The following is a 17,080-nucleotide window of genomic DNA, read 5'->3' as shown; positions in this document are numbered from 1 at the left end:
CCAAAATAGCATGACACCTAAAACAATCGAAAAAGAAACTCCAAAAGACCTTTCCGCTAAGGCTTATTGGAAAAAGAATCTCAAAACCCTCCTCTACCTCCTCGCAGTGTGGTTTGTGGTATCCTTCGGGTTCGGCATCCTACTCGTGGAACCGCTCAATGAAATCCGCATGGGTGGGTTCAAACTGGGCTTCTGGTTTGCCCAACAGGGCTCCATTTACGCATTTGTCGTCCTCATATTCATTTATGTCTACCGCATGAATAAACTGGACAAAGAATTTGATGTAAACGAAAAATAGTCCCTAACCCAATCTGAAATAACCTAATTACAAGAAATCATGGAAATATTAACTTGGACATACATTTTGGTGGGGATATCCTTCGCCGTTTACATCGGGATCGCCATTTGGTCCCGAGCCGGATCTACAAAGGAGTTCTACGTAGCCGGCGGCGGCGTATCCCCACTGGCCAACGGAATGGCCACAGCAGCTGATTGGATGTCGGCGGCATCATTCATCTCAATGGCCGGCATCATCGCATTTGCAGGTTACGACGGCTCAGTTTACCTCATGGGCTGGACGGGAGGCTATGTGCTACTCGCACTTTTACTGGCTCCTTACCTGCGGAAATTCGGGAAATTTACTGTCCCTGACTTTGTGGGGGACCGCTATTACTCCAACAAGGCCAGAGTGGTGGCTGTAATCTGTGCGCTTTTCATCTCCTTCACTTATGTGGCCGGTCAGATGAGGGGTGTGGGGATTGTATTCTCCCGATACCTGGAAGTGGATATCAATACCGGTGTGATCATCGGGATGTGTATAGTATTCTTTTATGCGGTTTTGGGCGGTATGAAAGGCATCACCTACACCCAGGTGGCCCAATATTGCGTGTTGATTTTCGCTTACATGGTTCCCGCAATCTTTGTTTCCATGCAGCTGACAGGCAATCCTATCCCACAGTTGGGACTAGGGGACACCGTTGCTGATGGCACGCACCTTTTGGATAAGCTGGATGGTGTCTTGACCGAACTTGGCTTTACGGCCTATACAAGTGGTCAAAAGGACATGACTGATATTTTCGCCATCACTTTAGCCCTGATGGTGGGTACCGCTGGTCTTCCCCATGTGATTGTTCGGTTCTTTACTGTGCCAAAAGTAAAAGACGCCAGACTATCTGCAGGATATGCACTGGTATTCATTGCCATCCTATACACCACGGCCCCTGCTGTGGCTGCCTTTGGAATCTACAACACCATTGAAACCGTGGCCAACAAACCTGTCGATGAATTGCCGGCTTGGGTGGACACCTGGAGCAAGACCAACCTGATCATGGTGAATGACAAGGATGCAGACGGCATCGTCCATTATTCTGCAAATGCCATGGATAACGAACTGTACATTGATAAAGACATCATGGTATTGGCCAATCCCGAAATAGCAAATTTACCAAACTGGGTTGTAGGTCTGGTAGCGGCTGGTGGTATGGCGGCGGCCTTGTCAACCGCAGCAGGTTTGTTGTTGGTGATCAGCACCTCTGTTTCGAGGGATCTATTCAGAACCTTCCGACCAGAAATGTCGGAGAAAAATGAGCTTAGGATTGCCAGAGCAGCGGCAGCAGGAGCTGTCTTGTTTGCAGGGTATTTCGGGGTGAATCCTCCAGGCTTTGTGGCAGAAGTGGTCGCCTTTGCGTTCGGACTTGCCGCAGCATCCTTCTTCCCGATCATCATCATGGGGATATTCTCCACCCGAATGAACAAGGAGGGAGCCATAGCGGGAATGGTTTCAGGACTGGTATTCACCCTAGCCTATATCATTTACTTCAAATTTGGACAAAACCTCTTCGGACTTTCCGAGGCGGCAGTAAGCTCCGACAACTGGTGGTTTGGCATTTCTCCTGAGGGAATCGGAAGCTTCGGTATGCTGATCAATTTTGTGGTTTGCTATGCGGTTTCAAAATCCACCCCTGCACCTCCCCAAAAAGTGCAGGATATGATCCAGGAGATCCGGATTCCAAGAGGTGCCGGCCAGGCGCATGATCATTGATATCATTTTCCCCACATAACTAAACAGGTATCTTTCCGGTGATGTAATCATCGGGGGATACCTGCTTAAATTAAACTAACTTCATTTCTGACCGGATCAGTCAGCAATAGAATTACCGATTTATTTAAGTAAATTAGGTTTAAAGTCTTTTGAGCTTATGAAAACCAACAGAAAAAATCAATTTTTAGTGGTATTGTTCCTCATGGGAATGGTGGCGCTGAATTATCCGGTTCTATCTATTTACAATGTGCAGTCCACCCTTGCGGGAATACCTGTACTATATTTCATGGTTTTCTCCAACTGGATCCTGCTTATTGGATTTACCTTATTGATCATCTCAAGATATTCCTCCAAGGATGTTTAGCAATGCGGTCGTCATATCGTTCACCTTTGGCTATTTGGCGCTGCTATTCGCAATTGCTTATTTAAGCGAGCGCTCTTCCTTTCGCAGCAAAAAACTTTCCTCCAACCCTATCATTTATTCGCTGTCCCTGGCAGTTTATTGTACCGCCTGGACATATTACGGCTCCGTTGGCCGAGCGGCCACTAGTGGTATAGAATTTCTCACCATTTACATAGGCCCAAGTTTGATAGCCCCGCTGTGGTGGCTGGTGATGAGAAAAATCATCCGGATTTCAAAAGTCCAACGCATTGCATCTATTGCGGATTTCATTTCTAGCAGGTATGGCAAAAACATTTCTCTTGGCAGCATTGTCACAGTATTTTGCCTTTTGGGCATCATCCCCTACATTTCTTTACAGATCAAGGCGGTCGCGCTTTCCTTTGACATTTTACAATCTCCCCTCCACAACATCCAGGAATCAGCCCTGCCATTTTTCCAGGACACTGCTTTCTATTTGGCTTTAGGCTTGGCACTTTTCACCATTCTATTTGGCACCCGAAACATAGAGGCCACCGCCCAACATGAAGGCCTGGTGATGACAATTGCCTTTGAATCTCTGTTCAAATTAATGGCCTTTTTGGTAGTCGGGGTGTTTGTTTGCTATTTCATGTTTGACGGGGTTGCGGATATTTTCCAGCAAGCCTCCAGCAGTGGGCTAGACCACTTGTTTGTCCTGCAAGGCGAACATGGCGTCTCGGAGTGGTTTTGGATGTCCATGCTTTCCATGATGGCCATACTATTTTTGCCCCGCCAATTCCAAATGGGGGTAATTGAAAACACCAACGAAAGGCATCTCAATACCGCAATGTGGCTTTTCCCACTCTATTTACTGTTGATTAATATATTTGTATTGCCCATCGCCTTGGGCGGTCTGGTAATGTTTGGGTGGGGAAATGTGAACGCCGATTCATTTGTCTTGGCATTGCCCATCATAGCCGACAAAAGCTGGCTGGCCCTCTTGGTTTATCTCGGTGGCTTCTCTGCAGCCACATCCATGATCATTGTGGCCTCGATTGCCTTGAGCACCATGGTGAGCAATAATCTGGTGATGCCACTTTTGCTGCTCAGCAAAAACTTCCAACTACGCCACCAGCACAGAATCGGCAATATTCTAATCTGGTCCCGACGGCTCGCCATATTGGCCATCATACTTCTCAGCTACATTTACTATAGAATGGTAGGGCCTCAGTTCAGCCTGGTGGCTATTGGATTGATCTCCTTTGTAGCCATTGCCCAGCTGGCCCCCGCCATCATCGGGGGAATTTACTGGAAAGAAGGCAGCAGAGCCGGAGCGCTTACGGGAATATTGGTGGGTTTTGTGCTTTGGTTTTTCACCTTAGTAGTGCCCACTATGATCTACGCAGGTTATTTGCCTGAAAGCATTTTGACCGAAGGGCTTTTCGGGCTGGACTTTTTGAAACCCGATGCCCTGTTTGGGTTTGGCGAACTTAGCTACATCACCCACGGACTGGTTTTCAGCCTCCTGCCAAATCTATTCTGCTACTTGGTTATTTCATTGTTCAGCAGGCAAACTTCGAAAGAGCACAACCAGGCTGTAGTCTTTGTGGATATTTTCAAGTACAGCACTATTTTGGACACCTCCATTATCTGGAAAGGCCAGGCTTATATACGGGACATACAGAGCTTGTTGGAGAATTTCCTGGGGGAAGAAAAAACGAAGGACGCCCTGCAGCAATATGTTGACTTCAAAGGCTCCAAGATTGATGGAAAGATGAAAGCCGACCCCGAATTGGTCAATTATGCAGAAAGACTGCTGACCGGAATAATCGGAGCCGCCTCCGCCAGAATCATGGTAGCCTCAGTGGTGAAAGAAGAAGAAATCTCCATGGCAGAAGTCCTTGATATTTTAAAGGAAACCCAAGAGCTCAAACACCTCAACGAGGAACTTCAGCAAACCAGCGAAGCGCTGAGAAATGCCACTGCTTCCCTTCAAAAAATGAATGAAACCTTACTCGAAAATGACAAACTGAAAGATGAATTCATTTCCACCGTCACTCATGAAATGAAAACTCCCATCACTTCCATTAGAGCTTTTTCCGAAATTTTGCAGGACGAGGACTTGCCAGAAGAGGATAGAAACCGGTTTTTGGGCATTATCATCCAGGAGACGGACCGTATGACCAGAATGATAGATCAAGTGTTGGACCTGGAAAGATTTGACTCAGGCCAACAGCAACTGGAACTATCCCAGGTAGACCTCAGCATACTACTTCTGGAAGCTGCCGATAGCATGAGTCAGGTATTTAAGGATAAAAACATCCAATTCAAATTGATGCTGAATATTAACCATTACTTTATCCTAGCCAACGAGGACAGGATTAAGCAGGTGGTATTGAACCTGCTGAGCAATGCCGCCAAGTTTGCAAACAGTGAAGTAATCCTAAAAGCACATCTGGAGGACAAAACGGCCATTGTGGAAATCCTGGATGATGGCAAGGGCATCCCGGCTGAAGATATCCCTTACATTTTTGACAAATTCTACCAGGCTAAAAACCAGACCAGCAAAAAACCGCTGGGCAGCGGACTGGGCTTGGCGATATCCAAAAAAATCATGGACTACCATCAAGGGAAAATAAAAATCGAAAGAAAAGGCACCTACACCGCTTTCCAACTGGTTTTCCCTCAAATAAATAAGTTGACATTACCGAATATAAATTCAGAAAATGAACAGAATACTCATAGTAGATGACGAACCCAACATCCTGCTTTCTTTGGAGTTTCTCTTCAAAAAAGAAGGTTTTCAGGTCTTAATTGCCAGAGATGGTGAGGAGGCGCTGGATTTGATTGAGCAATCCACACCTAAAGTGGTGATCTTGGACATCATGATGCCCAAGGTGGATGGATATGAAGTTTGCGCTCATCTCAAAAAGAACCATCAGGAGGTAAAGGTTATTTTCCTTACCGCCAAGAGCAAGCAGCAGGATGTGGAAAAGGGCAAGGAACTGGGTGCAGACCTCTATTTGACCAAGCCTTTTTCCACCAAAAACCTGCTTAACCAAGTAAAAGCATTAATCAATTAACCAATATAAACTTTAGATAACTTATGAGCGATAGAATCCACACGCTGAGCGGATACTTCCATGAATATCAAAAATCGGTGACCGAGCCTGAAAAGTTCTGGGCCAGAATAGCTGATTCCTTTCATTGGCAGAAAAGATGGGACAAGGTCCTGGAGTGGGATTTTGAAGGGCCGGATATTAAATGGTTTGTCAATGCAAAACTCAACATCACCGAAAACATATTTGAAAAACACCTTTATACCCTGGGTGACAGAGCGGCAATCATTTGGGAGCCAAACGACCCCAATGAGGAGGGCCGGACCATTACATACAGAGAACTTTACCATGAGGTCTGTAGATTTTCAAATGCGCTAAAGGCCAAAGGTATAAAAAAAGGCGACCGGGTAATCATCTATATGCCCATGGTGCCGGAAGCCGCCGTGGCCATGCTAGCCTGTGCCAGGATCGGAGCCATCCATTCGGTGGTTTTTGCCGGATTCAGCTCCTCCGCCTTGGCCGACCGGGTCAATGACTGTGGGGCTAAAGCCATCCTGACCTCCGACGGCAATTACCGGGGCAACAAGAAAATAGGCGTCAAGAGCGTGGTGGATGAGGCCTTGGAAAAATCCTCCGTCGACACCGTGATCGTCTACCAGCGAACCGGGCAAGAAGTGACCATGAAGGAAGGTCGTGATCACTGGTGGCATGAGGTAATCGAAGGGGAAGAAGACACCAACAAAGCTGAGGTGATGGATAGCGAAGACATGCTCTTCATCCTTTACACCTCAGGTTCCACCGGCAAGCCTAAAGGAGTGGTCCACACGATTGGCGGCTATATGGTTTATACAAAATACTCTTTCGAGAACGTATTCCAATATTCACCCGGTGATGTGTATTGGTGCACAGCAGACATTGGCTGGATCACTGGCCATTCGTATATTGTCTACGGACCATTGTTGGCAGGGGCCACATCCATAATGTTTGAAGGCGTGCCGACATATCCGGATGCGGGCCGGTTCTGGGCGGTCTGTGAAAAATATAAGGTCAACCAATTTTACACCGCCCCTACCGCCATCCGTGCACTTCAGGCCCATGGCACTGACCCAATCGAACCGTATGACCTAAGCAGTCTCAAGGTGCTGGGTTCGGTAGGTGAACCAATCAACGAGGAGGCTTGGCACTGGTACCATACACATATCGGCAAGACTCGCTGCCCCATTGTTGATACCTGGTGGCAGACGGAAACCGGCGGGATCATGGTTTCTCCAATTGCCGGCATCACCCCGACCAAACCTGCTTATGCTACTTTACCGTTGCCGGGTATTCAACTATGCATAGTGGATAATGAGGGGAAAATCATGACCGGCAATTCGGTAGAAGGCAACCTTTGCATCTGCTTCCCTTGGCCAGGCATGCTGAGAACGACTTATGGGGACCATGAGCGTTGCAAGCAGACCTATTTCTCCACTTATAAAGGCATGTATTTTACAGGGGATGGTGTAAAAAGAGACCATGACGGTTATTACAGGATCCTCGGCCGAGTGGATGATGTAATCAACGTTTCCGGTCACAGAATGGGCACTGCCGAAGTGGAAAATGCCATCAACGAGCACCCACTTGTGATCGAATCAGCAGTGGTTGGCTATCCGCATGAAGTGAAAGGTCAGGGAATATACGCTTACGTGATTTCCGACATGAAAAACAGAACCGAGGAAAACCTGGTCAACGAAATCAAGGACACTGTTTCCAAGATCATTGGCCCAATAGCCAAACCGGATAAAATCCAGATCGTCTCTGGACTTCCCAAAACCCGTTCGGGCAAAATAATGAGAAGGATTTTGCGAAAAGTGGCCGAAGGAAGCTTGGATAATATGGGTGACACCTCCACCCTACTTGATCCTGAGGTAGTGACCGAGATTATTGACGGCAGGAAATAATTCGACTAGTGAGGCATACCAAAAAGTCCGGTATGCCTCTTTTTTTTTGCTTAAAACTTTCTTTAACTTCCGTAATATGGCCAATGTTATCATAAATAGGGTCAGGGAATTCCTGCAGAGTTACCCACCCTTTTCTTTTTTGGATGAGGCCGCCTTAGAGGCGGTAGCCACCGCTGTGGAGATACGTTTTTTTGCCCCGCAGGAATACCTTTTCGAACAGGGAGAACCAGCCCAAGATTGCTTTTTTGTCCTAAAGGAAGGCGAAATCCATCTTACCCAAAGTATTGACGGAAGGCAGGAAATCTATGAGAAATGCGATGAGGGGGATGTCTTTGGCGTGATGGCCCTGATGGGCAAACGGCCCTACAGGCTCAATGCCCAAGCAGCGGAAAACAGCCTGGTTTATGCTATACCCGTGCAAACTTTTGAAAGCATTCTAAAGGAAAACAACCGGGTAGCACTGTACTTTGCGGCAGGCTTTGCCTCCGGTCAGGTGGTAGTCAGGAATGACCTTTCCAAATCCCAGCAAGCCCGAAGCATTTTGGGTTCCCCCACCAAGGATATTGGCCTACTCTTGTTTACCGGACAATCTGACGTGCGGATAAAGCATGAAGTGCTCACCTGTCAAATCGGTGAAAGCTGTCATGCCGCCGCATTAAAAATGGCAGAGAGAGACGTAGGTTCCATCATCATTGTAGACAATGAAAAGCTGCCTCTAGGGATAATTACAGACAAGGACCTTCGCAATAGATTGGTGGCTAAGAAGCTCCCATTTGAGACACCCGTGGAGCGTATCATGAGCAGTCCCCTTACCACCATGAAACCAAATGCGAACTTCCCAGACCTGTACCTGACCATGGTAAGGCAAAAGCTTCACCATTTAATATTCACAGAAGATGGGACAGCGAGCTCAAAGGTTGTGGGCATCATCTCTGACCATGACATTTTGCTCGCTCAGGGAAACAGTCCAGCGGTATTGATCCATGGCCTACAGAACACCTCAGAGGTTAAAGAGATGGCAAAAATCAGGAACCGTGCAGAGAGGTTGCTTAAGTATTATTTGGAGAATGAAGTCTCCATGGACTTTGTGGCCAATATCATTTCTGAGATAAATGACCTGATCATCCAAAGGGCAATAGAAATATCAAAAAGGAATCTAGAGAAAAAGTACCCCGAGGAAGTCAGGAAAATCAAATTCTGCTTCATTTCCTTGGGAAGCGAAGGCAGAGAAGAGCAGCTGCTGCGCACTGATCTGGACAATGCGATTGTTTACGAAGACCTGGATCCTGAGGCTGATATGGCGGCCAGACCTTTTCTGGCAGAACTTGCCCAATCTGTCATTGACATTCTCTTGGCCTGTGGTTTTCATCCCTGTCCAGCCCTGATGATGGCCAATAATCCAAAATGGTGTCAGCCCTTGGACCAGTGGAAGAAATATTTTTCGGAATGGATAAGCAATCCCACCGAAGAGTCGCTAATGCATTCGGCCATATTTTTTGATTTCAGACCCATATATGGCCAGAAAAAATTATCAGAGGCCATGGCCAAACATATCTATAAGGAAATAGAAGGCAAATCAGTTTTCTTAAATTTTTTAGCAAAAAATGCCAATATGAATCCCGCTCCCTTGGGTTTTTTTAGAAATTTTGTGGTAGAAAAATCAGGGGAGCACCGTGATAAATTTGATATCAAAATGAGGGCTATGATGCCTTTGACAGATATTGCCCGACTATTGGTCTTAAGTCATAAAATGGTTGATATTAACAACACTTTTAAAAGATTTGAAAAATTGGCAGAAGTAGAGCCCCAGAACAAAGAGATATATCTAGAGGCAGCCAAAGCATACGAGATTCTGATGAGGATTCGTGCCATCGAGGGGCTGAAGTCCGAATCATCAGGAAGATATATAGAGCCAAACAAACTAGGAAAACTACAAAGGCAATTGTTAAAGAATGCGTTTTATCCCATCGATGAGCTGCAGGCCTTGCTCCGAGTGAGATTCCAATTAGACTATTTTAAGGGATGAGTAGCTGGTGGAAAAAAATATGGGAAGACGAATTTACCAAAACTGATTTTGTAAAGGAATATGAAGATAAATTCCGCTCAAAAACCAATCCTGATACTCCATTAGACCAACTCACTTTTTGTATTCTTGACACGGAAACTACCGGGTTAAATGTAAATAAAGATTACATCTTGTCTTTTGGGGCTTTAAAGGTCAAAAAATATCACATCCATTTAAGTGATCTTTTAGAAATATATGTAAAGGCCCCTTTGGTTAAAAGTGAAGCTTTATCCGTTCATGAAATTGTTCAAAAAAATGATGCGGAAGAGCTTTCCTCATTTGCACAACATTCTTTACAATATATCGGAAACAGCATAGTGGTAGGGCACCATGTGGGGTTTGATATTCAAATGTTACAAAAGACTTACCGCCCTTTTGGCTTAAAAAAGCTTTTGAATAAAACCATAGACACTTTTGAATTGGCCGTAAGACTTGAGAAGGGTTATCACTTTAATCCAGAATTAATAAGAAATGAAGAATATAGTCTAGACGCACTTTGCAAAAGATATAAAATCCCATTGCATGACCGGCATACTGCATCTGGGGACGCCATGCTAACGGCGATACTTTTTATGAAACTGCTGAAATCAGCTGAAAACAAGAGCATTACAAAATTATCACACCTTTAATTTTGTATTAAAAAACTATTGACAAGAGTCCAACTACGCTTCTCAAATAAGTTTTTTAACTAGATTTAAAATGATTTTTTATAGATTTATATTTTTTTATTTAATAGATTTGGTAAACTCAAATTAATTAGATTAATTAGAATATATTTTTAAAACCATTACAGACAATGAACACATTAGAAAAACTAAAAGAAATCACAGCTGATTTAGAAAGTGATGAAATGATGGCAGTGGATGCCCAAGGCAAAAAATACACCTTAGAGCAAGCTAGCAAAGCAGGTGTGAATGTTACTATCACTTCTTCTAAAAACTCAGCACTTGTTTCATTCAAAAATGCTTTCGGTATTGATTTGTCAGACAATAAGGAGTTAAATCAACTAAACAAACTTCTTGGCGCTGTAACTGGTGGCGGTTCTGCGACAGGCGGTAAAAGAAAAAGATTGACTGATGATGAAAAAAGAGAGTTGATCAAAGACTGGCATGACAATCAAAAGAAATATGCTAACAAAGCTGATTTCAGCAAAAAGAACAATGTTTCTTATCAATCTTTCCTTCAGTGGGAAAAACAGTTTGGCGAATAATTAAACAAACAAACGCAAATCCCGAATCTCCTCAGATTCGGGATTTTTTTTATATCTAAAAGAGACTAAAATAAAGCCATAGCGCATAAGTCAGCTTTTTGGCTTTCAATTGGGTAAAAAAAATTGAGGCCCCCACCTAAATTGTAGATGGAAGCCTCGGGCCTGGTCAATTTTGTTATTTACTTTTCCTTATCATTACTGTCAACAGAGCTGTAACTATTGCAGCCGTTGTACCTATTTTAATAGCTAACCTTTCCGGTTTAAGCCGCCACTCAGCTTTCCAACCTTTTTCAGCAAATAAGTTCGGAATGTTTCCGCTTTTTATATCCTCAACTATTCCCTCATATTCATTTACCCGATCGGCAAAAATCAAGGTAAGCCATCTGGTGTAAGTATTTTCACTCCACTGATAGGCAAATCGCCTAAGTTTTCCGCTCAATCCGCTTGGCGGCATGGATGTTCCGAAAACTGCAGATACATTTGGCCTTTCTACCGACTTCAATATTTCCATGTTGACCACCTGCTGCGGTGGCCGCTCCCAACTGTAACCTTTGTGTTCCTCATTGGTTCGATTTTTTAATGGATAAGTTGGATCATTTTCAGGATCGGCATCTACCCCCCAACCCTTGATACGTGTGTAATCTTTAATTTTATGTTCCATGACGGTTCTATTTTATCTGTTAGCGGATGGTGGAATGAGCACAGGTTTGATACAGTTGTCCAGTTTTTCGGAGAAAATATGGTATGCATCGGCAATCTCCTCCAAGGGCACCCGATGGGTTATGAGCGCTTTTGGATCTATCAGCCCATCTTGTACATGTTTGATCAATTTGGGCAGCAACCTCTTTACCGAAGCCTGGTTGGCGCGGATGGTAATACCTTTGTTCACCACATTTCCTATGGGCACCAAGTTGTCCGTAGGCCCATATACACCGACTATTGAAACAATACCACCTTTCTTTACACCGTTGATAGCCCAATGTAGTGCGGTAGCGGACCCGGCTTGGAGCAGTAATTTTCTGCCCGTGATCGTTTGCATCACATCTCCAGCCGCCTCTGCACCCACGGCATCAATACATACATCGGCCCCCATCCAGTCGGTTTCCTTTTTGATGAAAAGCACAGGGTCATCCATGGATTTAAAATTATAGACCTCGCATTGGGCGTAATTTTTCGCAAATTCCAACCGGTATTCTATATGGTCGATGACAATCACTCTTCCCGCTCCGAAGAGCCATGAGCACTTTGCCGCCATGATGCCAATGGGCCCGGCACCGAAAATCACTACGGTATCGCCTTTTTGGATCCCTCCCATTTCGGCTGCCTGATAGCCGGTAGGCACCACATCGGTCAACAATACGGCATCATCCGGATCCATTCCTTCGGGAATTACCGTGGGCCCCACGTTGGCATAGGGAACGCGGACATATTCTGCCTGCCCGCCATCATATCCCCCTGCTGTATGAGAATACCCGAAAATACCCCCCACAGCCGTGGCCTGGGAGTTGGCTTCATGGCAATTGCCAAAAAGGCCTTGCTTGCAGAAAGCACATTTGCCGCAGGCGATATTGAAAGGCACCAGCACATTGTCCCCCACTTTCACGTTGGTAACATCACTGCCGATTTCCTCCACCACGCCTACAAACTCATGGCCGAACGTAGAGCCTACTCTTGTATCAGGCACCAGTCCATTATAAAGGTGCAAATCAGAGCCGCAGATGCATGATCTCGTCACTCGGACAATGGCGTCTTCGGGATGTAGGATTGTAGGCTCCGGTTTTTTGTCTACTCGGACCCTTTTGGGGCCCCTATAATTCATTGCTAACATGGCGGTTGGTTTTGTGGTTGTGAAAAATTGAAAATCCTTCCCTATTTGAAAGGCAAGTCTTTAAAACTTAAAGCAAAACCATGCCACCACCTAACATTTATGGAATTGCCGACTTCCTATATAAATTTATTAATCAGTCATTTGCAGTTCCACAACTGCCACATTTACAAGACTTAGCATATGGATAACTGAATTGATTTTTTAACCTTGCCAAATTATCTATTTTATATTTCTTTATTGCGATTCGATAAAATAGCTTTAGCTTAGCATACATAATTTAATTATCGCCCTTATGATGTATTCATTTATTTTTAAATCAGCCACTGAATTGGCAAGCCTCATTCGTGAACAAAAAGCTAGTAGTGAGGAAATTGTCAAAGAACACCTGGATTATATAAAATCCACCAATAATAAATTTAACGCCCTCATCAGTATTTTTGAGGAAGAGGCGCTGGAAACAGCCAGAAGCCGCGATGTTGAGGCGAAAAATGGACAGTTTTTGGGTCCACTCCATGGCGTGCCAGTTACGATTAAGGAGCAGTTTTGGATTAAAGGAAAAAGCAGCACGGCAAACTTCAAAATGCTGAAGGATTTCGTGGGCCCTGAAGACGCGGTGGTTGTGCAGCGGATCAAGGCCAGCGGGGCCGTGATCTTGGGCCAGACTAATGTGCCTCAAAATCTGTTGGATTTTCAGGTCTGGGGAGATCTTTACCCTGAAGGGAAAAACCCCTACAACCTTGTCCACACGCCTGGAGGCAGTACAGGTGGCGGTGCTGCGGCCTTAGCAGCAGGATTTACCCCCTTGGAATTGGGCACCGACTTTGGAGGTTCGGTGAGGATCCCGGCAAGTTTCTGTGGGCTTTATGGTCTGAAACCTACAGACAAAACCGTTCCCTTGCACGGCAACCTTCCCCTCCCCAAAGGTGCCAACACCTTCTTGATCCATATGGCACAGGCGGGGCCGTTAGCCAGAAACTTGGATGATGTGGAAACGCTTTGGAACATTATCAAAGGACCTCATGAAAGCGACCGCAACATCCCCTTGATCGATTGGAAAAAGCCGGTGGAAAAACCTCTTTCTGAATACAAAATAGCATGGACGGACTCATGGCCTGGGTATGAAACCAGCAATGAGGTTTCATCTAAGCTGAAGGACCTGATCGGCAAATTGGAGAAAGAAGGCACCCAAACCCACAATCAGCCCCCAGTAGGCAACCTACATGAAGACAGTCTGAGGCTCTTTATGAGCTTGTTTCCTTATGTGATCAGTAACGGGACCCCCTGGTTTGTAAGGGCCATAATCAAATTCCAACTCAAAAAAGGACTGCTCAAAAGAAGTCCGAGATATTGGGATGTCCTGAAAAAAGCCTTCAAACTAAATGTCAACCATTATGCCGAAGTGATGCTTACCAAGAGCAAGCTTACCCAAAAATGGGAGGAGTATTTTAAGGAATATGAGTTTCTAATTTGCCCGGTCGCTTTTGGCCCCGCCTATGAGCGTTGCAAACTTGGGAGCAAATTGAAATATGAAGGCAAGGAGCTGAATTATCTGGATTATGTATTCCCGTATTTGGCCTGTTTCAATGCCTCTGGAAACCCTTCCGTTACCATCCCATTGGGACTTAGTAAGGAAGGCCTGCCCGTGGGAGTCCAAATTGTAGGCCCTCACTGGAGTGAGCCACAACTTTTGGAATTTGCAAAAAAAGTGGCCTCCCTGACCAAAGGATTTATCCAGCCAACAGGGCTGTTCAAAACAGAAACAATTGCGGATGAAATGAGTGTTTAAGGATTGAACACTTGAGATGATTTTATGCAATCCATTGATATTAAGGCCACAGATGGTTTCCTGATCAAAGCCTGCTGGTACTCCCCCACCACCCCAAATGAGCGGGTGGTGGTTATTTCCGCTGCCACGGGCGTAAGACAGGAATTTTACGGCCCATTTGCCTCACACTTGGCGGATCTGGGATATACCGTATATACTTACGATTACAGAGGAATAGGGAAAAGCTCCCCCAAAAAACTCAAAGGCTTTGACGCGACCATGCGAGATTGGGCTTCCAAGGACTTCAAGGGGATCACTGAATACATCCACGCCCAGCATCCCTCTTTTAGCAAATTCATGATTGGACATAGTGTCGGAGGCATTTTTATGGGGTTGAGTGATGCTTATCAGGCCTATGACGGTTTTATCACCGTGGCGGCCCAGCATGGCTATTGGAAGCATTTTGACTTTCACTATAAACCTTTGGTCTTGTCGCTCTTTCATGTGATTCTCCCGACTTTCAACAAGCTTTATGGCTATTTTCCCTCCCATTATGTCAATCTTGGAGAGCCCCTGCCTTATGGGGTAGCCAAGGACTGGCGGATATTAATCACGCATCCCAATTCCATCATGGAACTGGCGGCCATGTCAGAAAACCATTACGCCGACATCAGCCAACCTTTCCTTTCCATCAGCATTGATGATGACCTAATGGCTCCCAAAAAGGCTGTGGACCGCTTTGCAGAATCGATTATAAGAAATGCATCAGTAAAACGCGTCCATGTTAACCCCAAAGATCATGATACAAAATCCATTGGGCACATCAACTTTTTCCGGAAAAAATTCAGCGACAGCTTGTGGAAAATCCCCATTGAGTGGCTGGAAAGTTTCCCTAAGTGACCTGGGTCACCTTAGGGCCAAGAAATTTCCTCTAAATTTGAGTTTCTGAAATAGATTAAAATGGATTGGAAGAAAGAGATCAAAAGCTGGGGGATTATCCTCATTGTATTTGCAGCACTTTATTTTACTGGCTTGATTACCCCAATTGTGGGAGGACTTCAATCGGTGATGTTGTCCACCAGGCTGATTAAACCGAAAGTATTGCTGGAGAATAAAGAAAATGAATCCTTTGACTTCAGGGGCAGGCTTACCGATATTGAGGGCAACGTGGTGAATTTACAGGATTTCGAAGGCAAAACCTTATTTATCAACCTTTGGGCTACCTGGTGCCCGCCGTGCAGGGCGGAAATGCCACATATTGCTGAACTTTACAAAAAAGTAAGTCATCGCGAGGACATTGAGTTTTTGATGATTGCCTTGGATGATGATTTCCAAAAGAGCAAAAATTTGATTGAGAAGAAAACTTGGAGTTTTCCTGTTTACCATGCCAGCCATGGCTTAAATGGGGCACTTCAAAGCCAATCCATCCCCACCACCCTGGTGGTGAGCCCCGCTGGAGAAATTGTCTTCTACCAGGAAGGTATGAGCAATTTTAACACTAGGGAGTTTGAAGAGTTTTTGCTAGGCCTTTAAGCATTACATCCGGCAAAGCTTTTTGATTCATAACTAATTTTTATTTATTTTTAACAAAACTATTAGTTATGAAAAACCTATTACTTATCCCTTTTTGCATTGCCATTTTGGCCTGTGAAAATGAAAATGAGGCAGAAAGTGAAGCTACTTCCTTCACATTGGAAAGAGTCGATTCTTTCCAGGTCGATTATCTCACACATGTGAGAATCCTTGATTATAGCCCAGAGGAGGATATATTTTTGGCCTTTTCAGAAGGAGATGATAATTTTATCGAACTGGATCCAAATGGAAAAATCCTCAAAACCGTGAATAGAAAAGGAGAAGGACCCGACACCTTTGGCGCCCGCAATCCTGTAGCACTGAGCTTTGGCCCACATGGAGAACGAATGGTCCAAACCTCTTTTCAATTGATCAGCTACGACCAGGATTACCAGCAAACCCATAAAAGCGGCATCAGGAATATGTTGCCGGTTAGGGCAAATGTTCCTTTGGGCAAAAATCAATTTTTCAACTTGGATGGGGACTACCATTACCTAGTAGGCCCTTCTACTTATTTATCAAACCACGCGCTTATCCATGATGAAGAAGGAAGAGATACACTTCAAAACTTCCTGGTGCTGAATTTTGAAACTGGAGCATTACAAAGCGCAGTTCCCTATGGACCGGAAGGTGTATACAAAGAAACCGACCATATCTATTACAATCTTATGGGAAAATCATATTTTATCCAAGACGATGAATTATTTGTGGCCCAAAACCTGGGAAGTTCAATCCAGGTATATGATCTGAAAAATGACTTTAAACTTTCCCGCCAAATTCCGATTTCCCATAAAAACTGGAAAAAAGCCACTCCATTGCCTCTAGGCAGCAATAGTGATATGGATAAAGTAAATGCCATCTTCCACACTTCTGGCCGAAATAAATCCCTGTATCCTATAAATGAAAATACCTTCTTGCTGAGTTATTATACAGGCATATCTCAAAGTAAATATGAAACCTTTCGATCGGAGGGCACCTCTTTTATGCCCAAGAATCTTCGGGATGAAAACAAACTGCTGATTTTTAAAGACGGAAAGCAGCTTGAAGGGGAAATCGATCTCCCTTCAGGCACCATGCTATTCTCCTTACCCGGTGACCGTCTTTTGGTACTCGATGAGGCCAATGAAGATGTAGAAGAAGAATTTACAAAATACAGCATTTATCAGTTAAAAGAAGGTAACGCCACTTCCTCCCAATCCTTCCAATAATTTGTTTAATTTTGCAACTTATTCCAAAATC

The 17,080-nt window shown here is 44.7% G+C and carries 15 protein-coding genes; 13 read left to right on the top strand and 2 right to left on the bottom strand.

Features of this window, described 5'->3' with window-relative positions; translation table 11 throughout:
• Positions 1 to 10 precede the first annotated feature (10 nt).
• The 9 genes from KI659_RS01485 to KI659_RS01445 all read left to right on the top strand — a co-directional run bounded on the left by KI659_RS01485 (position 11) and on the right by KI659_RS01445 (position 10,676).
• Positions 11 to 298, top strand: coding sequence for a DUF4212 domain-containing protein (locus KI659_RS01485; RefSeq protein ID WP_213943567.1), 288 nt, complete (start codon positions 11 to 13; stop codon positions 296 to 298).
• 39 nt (positions 299 to 337) lie between these two features.
• Positions 338 to 2,041, top strand: a complete 1,704-nt coding sequence (locus KI659_RS01480) for a sodium:solute symporter family protein (protein ID WP_213943566.1) — start codon at positions 338 to 340, stop codon at positions 2,039 to 2,041.
• A gap of 157 nt (positions 2,042 to 2,198) precedes the next feature.
• Positions 2,199 to 2,405, top strand: a complete 207-nt coding sequence (locus KI659_RS01475) for a hypothetical protein (RefSeq protein WP_213943565.1) — start codon at positions 2,199 to 2,201, stop codon at positions 2,403 to 2,405.
• Between the two features lie 34 nt (positions 2,406 to 2,439).
• Positions 2,440 to 5,154, top strand: a complete 2,715-nt coding sequence (locus KI659_RS01470) for an ATP-binding protein (protein ID WP_317195902.1) — start codon at positions 2,440 to 2,442, stop codon at positions 5,152 to 5,154.
• On the top strand, positions 5,129 to 5,485 hold the full coding sequence (locus tag KI659_RS01465) for a response regulator transcription factor (protein WP_213943563.1): 357 nt from the start codon (positions 5,129 to 5,131) through the stop codon (positions 5,483 to 5,485). Before KI659_RS01470 ends, KI659_RS01465 begins: the two co-directional genes overlap by 26 nt.
• Before the next feature lie 23 nt (positions 5,486 to 5,508).
• Complete coding sequence (gene acs / locus KI659_RS01460; RefSeq protein ID WP_213943562.1) at positions 5,509 to 7,401, top strand: acetate--CoA ligase; 1,893 nt, start codon at positions 5,509 to 5,511, stop codon at positions 7,399 to 7,401.
• Positions 7,402 to 7,477: 76 nt separating this feature from the next.
• The gene (locus KI659_RS01455; protein WP_213943561.1) at positions 7,478 to 9,427 is read left to right on the top strand and encodes a DUF294 nucleotidyltransferase-like domain-containing protein; all 1,950 of its coding nucleotides are present in this window, start codon (positions 7,478 to 7,480) and stop codon (positions 9,425 to 9,427) included.
• Positions 9,424 to 10,095, top strand: a complete 672-nt coding sequence (locus KI659_RS01450; protein WP_213943560.1) for a 3'-5' exonuclease — start codon at positions 9,424 to 9,426, stop codon at positions 10,093 to 10,095. The genes KI659_RS01455 and KI659_RS01450 overlap by 4 nt, the downstream gene beginning before the upstream one ends.
• A 167-nt stretch (positions 10,096 to 10,262) precedes the next feature.
• Complete coding sequence (locus tag KI659_RS01445) at positions 10,263 to 10,676, top strand: hypothetical protein (RefSeq protein WP_213943559.1); 414 nt, start codon at positions 10,263 to 10,265, stop codon at positions 10,674 to 10,676.
• 175 nt (positions 10,677 to 10,851) lie between these two features.
• On the opposite strand, the gene KI659_RS01440 is transcribed toward KI659_RS01445, so the two are convergent.
• Positions 10,852 to 11,337, bottom strand: a complete 486-nt coding sequence (locus tag KI659_RS01440; RefSeq protein ID WP_213943558.1) for a hypothetical protein — start codon at positions 11,335 to 11,337, stop codon at positions 10,852 to 10,854.
• A gap of 12 nt (positions 11,338 to 11,349) precedes the next feature.
• Positions 11,350 to 12,504: a zinc-dependent alcohol dehydrogenase gene (locus KI659_RS01435; protein WP_213943557.1), complete on the bottom strand. Its 1,155-nt coding sequence runs from the start codon at positions 12,502 to 12,504 to the stop codon at positions 11,350 to 11,352.
• 292 nt (positions 12,505 to 12,796) lie between these two features.
• Between KI659_RS01435 and KI659_RS01430 the strand changes: the two genes are divergently transcribed.
• From KI659_RS01430 to KI659_RS01415, 4 genes are all read left to right on the top strand, one after another.
• Complete coding sequence (locus KI659_RS01430) at positions 12,797 to 14,290, top strand: amidase (protein WP_213943556.1); 1,494 nt, start codon at positions 12,797 to 12,799, stop codon at positions 14,288 to 14,290.
• 24 nt (positions 14,291 to 14,314) lie between these two features.
• Positions 14,315 to 15,169, top strand: a complete 855-nt coding sequence (locus tag KI659_RS01425; protein ID WP_213943555.1) for an alpha/beta hydrolase family protein — start codon at positions 14,315 to 14,317, stop codon at positions 15,167 to 15,169.
• 60 nt (positions 15,170 to 15,229) lie between these two features.
• Positions 15,230 to 15,802: a TlpA family protein disulfide reductase gene (locus KI659_RS01420; RefSeq protein WP_213943554.1), complete on the top strand. Its 573-nt coding sequence runs from the start codon at positions 15,230 to 15,232 to the stop codon at positions 15,800 to 15,802.
• 68 nt (positions 15,803 to 15,870) lie between these two features.
• On the top strand, positions 15,871 to 17,049 hold the full coding sequence (locus KI659_RS01415; protein ID WP_213943553.1) for a hypothetical protein: 1,179 nt from the start codon (positions 15,871 to 15,873) through the stop codon (positions 17,047 to 17,049).
• Positions 17,050 to 17,080 lie beyond the last annotated feature (31 nt).

The sequence above is a fragment of the Litoribacter ruber genome (genome assembly GCF_018449405.1).
In the GTDB taxonomy this organism is placed as follows: domain Bacteria; phylum Bacteroidota; class Bacteroidia; order Cytophagales; family Cyclobacteriaceae; genus Litoribacter; species Litoribacter ruber.
The sequence above is the reverse complement of the archived record's forward strand: the minus strand, read 5'-3'. Positions and strand labels throughout refer to the sequence as shown.

Bases quoted from the DNA above. Each gene is read 5' to 3' on its own strand.
- KI659_RS01485 (WP_213943567.1), top strand. From the start codon at position 11: ATGACACCTAAAACAATCGAAAAAGAAACTCCAAAAGACCTTTCCGCT.
- KI659_RS01480 (WP_213943566.1), top strand. From the start codon at position 338: ATGGAAATATTAACTTGGACATACATTTTGGTGGGGATATCCTTCGCC.
- KI659_RS01475 (WP_213943565.1), top strand. From the start codon at position 2,199: ATGAAAACCAACAGAAAAAATCAATTTTTAGTGGTATTGTTCCTCATG.
- KI659_RS01465 (WP_213943563.1), top strand. From the start codon at position 5,129: ATGAACAGAATACTCATAGTAGATGACGAACCCAACATCCTGCTTTCT.
- acs (WP_213943562.1), top strand. From the start codon at position 5,509: ATGAGCGATAGAATCCACACGCTGAGCGGATACTTCCATGAATATCAA.
- KI659_RS01455 (WP_213943561.1), top strand. From the start codon at position 7,478: ATGGCCAATGTTATCATAAATAGGGTCAGGGAATTCCTGCAGAGTTAC.
- KI659_RS01450 (WP_213943560.1), top strand. From the start codon at position 9,424: ATGAGTAGCTGGTGGAAAAAAATATGGGAAGACGAATTTACCAAAACT.
- KI659_RS01445 (WP_213943559.1), top strand. From the start codon at position 10,263: ATGAACACATTAGAAAAACTAAAAGAAATCACAGCTGATTTAGAAAGT.
- KI659_RS01440 (WP_213943558.1), bottom strand. From the start codon at position 11,337: ATGGAACATAAAATTAAAGATTACACACGTATCAAGGGTTGGGGGGTA.
- KI659_RS01435 (WP_213943557.1), bottom strand. From the start codon at position 12,504: ATGTTAGCAATGAATTATAGGGGCCCCAAAAGGGTCCGAGTAGACAAA.
- KI659_RS01430 (WP_213943556.1), top strand. From the start codon at position 12,797: ATGATGTATTCATTTATTTTTAAATCAGCCACTGAATTGGCAAGCCTC.
- KI659_RS01425 (WP_213943555.1), top strand. From the start codon at position 14,315: ATGCAATCCATTGATATTAAGGCCACAGATGGTTTCCTGATCAAAGCC.
- KI659_RS01420 (WP_213943554.1), top strand. From the start codon at position 15,230: ATGGATTGGAAGAAAGAGATCAAAAGCTGGGGGATTATCCTCATTGTA.
- KI659_RS01415 (WP_213943553.1), top strand. From the start codon at position 15,871: ATGAAAAACCTATTACTTATCCCTTTTTGCATTGCCATTTTGGCCTGT.